At 41.9% G+C, this 3,532-nt stretch carries 4 protein-coding genes and 1 pseudogene; 3 read left to right on the top strand and 2 right to left on the bottom strand.

The genetic code is table 11. The features are described 5' to 3' along the window. Window positions 1-373 precede the first annotated feature (373 nt). A complete protein-coding gene (locus tag H6G97_RS47810) occupies window positions 374-625 on the bottom strand; it encodes a hypothetical protein (protein ID WP_190947344.1) in 252 nt (83 codons plus the stop codon). Window positions 626-721: 96 nt separating this feature from the next. Next, window positions 722-916, bottom strand: a pseudogene (locus tag H6G97_RS47805) (nitrogenase iron-molybdenum cofactor biosynthesis protein NifE); the annotation flags it as partial. 278 nt (window positions 917-1,194) lie between these two features. Here H6G97_RS47805 and H6G97_RS47800 point away from each other — a divergent pair. From H6G97_RS47800 to H6G97_RS47790, 3 genes are all read left to right on the top strand, one after another. Then, the gene (locus tag H6G97_RS47800; RefSeq protein WP_190947342.1) at window positions 1,195-1,950 is read left to right on the top strand and encodes a dienelactone hydrolase family protein; all 756 of its coding nucleotides are present in this window, start codon (window positions 1,195-1,197) and stop codon (window positions 1,948-1,950) included. A gap of 234 nt (window positions 1,951-2,184) precedes the next feature. After that, a complete protein-coding gene (locus H6G97_RS47795; protein ID WP_422394287.1) occupies window positions 2,185-3,114 on the top strand; it encodes a sulfonate ABC transporter substrate-binding protein in 930 nt (309 codons plus the stop codon). After that, the gene (locus H6G97_RS47790) at window positions 3,005-3,382 is read left to right on the top strand and encodes an LLM class flavin-dependent oxidoreductase (RefSeq protein WP_338422013.1); all 378 of its coding nucleotides are present in this window, start codon (window positions 3,005-3,007) and stop codon (window positions 3,380-3,382) included. The genes H6G97_RS47795 and H6G97_RS47790 overlap by 110 nt, the downstream gene beginning before the upstream one ends. Window positions 3,383-3,532: the final 150 nt, after the last annotated feature.

Here is a 3,532-nt window from a genome sequence, read left to right as displayed (position 1 = left end):
ATCAAGACTTAGGCGTAGTTAAATATCTCCGAAAGCCAGTCTCCAAGCTGGATTTATCGCCTTTTCCTGCACCCTCTTGACAAAAGTGCAATCATTCTAACCTCTCACCGATGGGTTAAGGCTGCACCTGGTGACACGAACCTTCTATTTACGCCTTATTGCAGTTTTGAGCGAACATGGTTTGCAGTTCGCAACACTTACAGAGCCGATCGCACTTTTCTACTCTTGAGCACATTAATCTATAAGGATGACGACGCTAATATCCAAACCTATCTTTGCAATACTCCTCAAAAGTGCTGTGGATGGAACGATAAAGCCTGCGATGGCGCGATCGCCCGCCGAAGGCGATCACTCAAAACCTTGAGACAACAAATCACCCCCCAATACCTTTACCACTTCTGTAGTTCATCGCTCTGGGTTTCCTCTTGCCTATAGGGACTACTTTCGATTGCTTGGGTGCTTGTGGCGGACGGCATTTCTCGCAATATAGAGGTCGCACACCAAAGGTTTCTCGTTGTGTGGGTTGTTCACACTGCTTACATACGAAGTTAAAAACGCGAGTATGAATTTCCCGCTTGTGCGCTCTAACGGTGTACTCTCGGACATCGATTGTTTTGCTGGGCATTGATTAGTAAAGTATCCTTACTTCTTAATAATAGTTTTTCATCTTAGTTCTACAAGATCCGTGCATTATCTGATGGAAGTAAGAAGAAAGTTGCGCCTATAACTGATAAGCGAGTTTTTTATCCCAAAGTGCAGGTTTGCTAATTTGCTCCCATATAGGACTATATAAGGCTTCATGTAGTTCGCGTGCTAGTACCACCAAACCTGCATAACCAGCGTAAGCATGGTGACGTTCATGGTTAATGTCTAAAAAAGGGATTCCCGTTTTGAGCGCTTTTTCACGGTTTACTCCCTTTAGAAAAGGCGACATCATTATTGTGTGAATAACATCACTTAAAAACCCACAAAGTCAACAGCCTACACCTCATCCCATAGCGCACTGACTAATTCAGCATCGGATTCTTGGCACGGTCTTATATCCATCTACATCTAAATCAAATGACTTGCCTTTACACATTGTTTGTGAAATACTACTTTTAAACTACGATAAATCGACACATTTTAAGTAGTATATTACAAAAATTGCCATAAAACATCGCGTCCTGAAAGCAATTACAGGCTAATTCTAAGATGACAAACACAGAAATTCGCACCGCTCAAGTTAAAGTCCCTAACAGAGATTTGCAAATTGATGCTTACTTAGCTGAACCAGTCCAAAAGGGAACCTTCCCAGCTGTGATCGTGATTCAGGAAATTTTTGGGGTTAACATTCACATTCGGGAAGTTGCTGAGAAATTTGCTAAAGACGGGTATGTAGCGATCGCACCGACTTTATTTCAACGCATCGCTCCCGGTTTTGAGGGTGGATATACCCCTCAAGATATCCAGCTAGGGAGAGAGTATAAGGAACAGACAACAGCAGAAGAAATATTGAGTGATGTTAAAGCTGCGATCGCTTATTTAAAAAATTTACCAAATGTGCAAGGAGATGCGATCGGTTCCATTGGTTTCTGCTTTGGTGGTCACGTTGTTTACCTAGCTGCCACTTTACCAGACATTAAAGTTACAGCTTCCTTCTATGGTGGCGGTATTCCTAACTCAACTCCCGGCGGTGGAGAACCAACCATCACCCGCACTTCAGAGATTAAAGGCCCCATCTACGCCTTCTTTGGTCTTGATGATCAGGGAATCCCCTTAGAACATACAGAACAAATTGAGGCTGAATTGAAGAAAAATCAGATTACTCATGCAATCTTTCGTTATCCCGGTGCAGGACATGGCTTTTTCTGCAATCATCGCGCCAGCTACAATGCCGAAGCTGCTGCCGATGCTTGGAAAAACGTTCAAGAACTGTTCCAAAAGAACCTTCAGCTTCAAAAAGTCTAAATCTTTAGGTTAGGAGCAATACAACACTAGAGGTGCACAAATGTGTGCCTCTACGACTAGTCAAAAGCAAATAAAAAACAAAGTATCACGTCCATGATTCCCGTCTTCAAACAGCCACGAGTTAAGATTTTCCAACATTTTTCACTATTACTTTTACCTGGATTATTAACAATCTCAACAACCTTAATCAGTTGCTCAGTCCAAACCCCAAATTCAGAAAATCCAACCAATGGTTTGAAAACCAAAGTTGTCCGAATGGGATATCAAAGTTCTGGGGATATTGTCAGACTTAAAGGATTGATAGAAAAACGTCTAAAGCCTTTAGGTATTTCTGTGGAATGGGCGCAATTTGCCGCCGGGCCGCAACTGATGGAAGCGATGAATGTGGGTAGAGTTGATATTGGCTCTGTAGGCGAGACTCCCCCGATATTTGCCCAAGCTGCTGGTACATCTTTAGTCTACGTTGCTAGCAATAAACCCAGCACTGGTAAAAGCAGTGGAATTCTTGTCCAAAAAGACTCCCCTATTCGCACTTTAGCTGACCTAAAAGGGAGAAAAGTAGTTTTTCAAAAAGGTTCTGCATCCCATTACTTATTAATAAAAGCCTTAGAAGAGGGTGGTTTAAAATATAGTGACATTCAAGCTATTAGTCTGCCTCCTTCAGAAGCCCGAGATGCTTTTATTCAAGGGAAAATTGATGCATGGGTAACTTGGGACCCTTTTTTAGCTGTGGCACAAAAAAAGGCAAATGCCCGCCTTTTGAGAGATGCTAGTGGAATTTCTACTCAAGGCAGATATTATATGGCAGCGCGAAAATTTGCCACAGAAAATCCAAAATTAGTGCGATTAGTTCTTGAGGAGATAGATAACACAGGGCAATGGGGTGAGAAAAACCGATCGGAAGTTGTAAAACTGACTATTCCTCATCTCAAAATTGATGAAGATATTTTAACAACAATGATTGAAAGGCGAACTTACGGTTTAAGACCAATTACGCCAGAAATTGGGCTATGGCGGGATGTTGATTGGTACTGGACAAAAACAAGATACTTGGATTGTAGCTACTTCATTAATTTCAGTTACAGAACGCTTGCGGTTTCTTGTAGCCTTTCGTCCGGCAATTATGTCGCCTTCTTTGGCAGTGAGAATGGCTGCTACTTTTGATCAGATTTCTAACGGTCGAATTATTCTGAATGTTGTCACTGGCGGCGACACAAAAGAACTTGCAAAAGATGGGATTTTCTTAGATCACGATCAGCGTTATGAACTCACAGATGAGTTTTTGACAATTTGGCGATCGCTCATGCAAGGTGAAGAAGTAACCTATAGTGGTCGCCACTTGCAAGTTCAAGGCGCAAAACTCCAATTTCCTCCCATACAAAAGCCTTATCCCACCTTATACAGCATTTACGGCTGTTATGAGGTACAGTAGCAGCAACTAGCAAACCAGTTTCTTAAATGTTGAGGATTTATTAAGTCGAGTGCAGCTGAGATTAGTTGATCAACCATCTCTGTTGTAGTTGGAGCAAAACTGCGTAAAAAAGATTTAAGTTGTGACCACCATAACTCAATTGGATTAAAA

It is taken from the genome of Nostoc flagelliforme FACHB-838, from assembly GCF_014698065.1.
GTDB classification, from domain to species: Bacteria; Cyanobacteriota; Cyanobacteriia; order Cyanobacteriales; family Nostocaceae; genus Nostoc; species Nostoc flagelliforme_B.
This window is presented reverse-complemented; position numbering and strand designations above follow the sequence as displayed.

Coding starts and splice junctions, on each gene's coding strand:
- H6G97_RS47810 (WP_190947344.1), bottom strand. CDS start 625: ATGCCCAGCAAAACAATCGATGTCCGAGAGTACACCGTTAGAGCGCAC.
- H6G97_RS47800 (WP_190947342.1), top strand. CDS start 1,195: ATGACAAACACAGAAATTCGCACCGCTCAAGTTAAAGTCCCTAACAGA.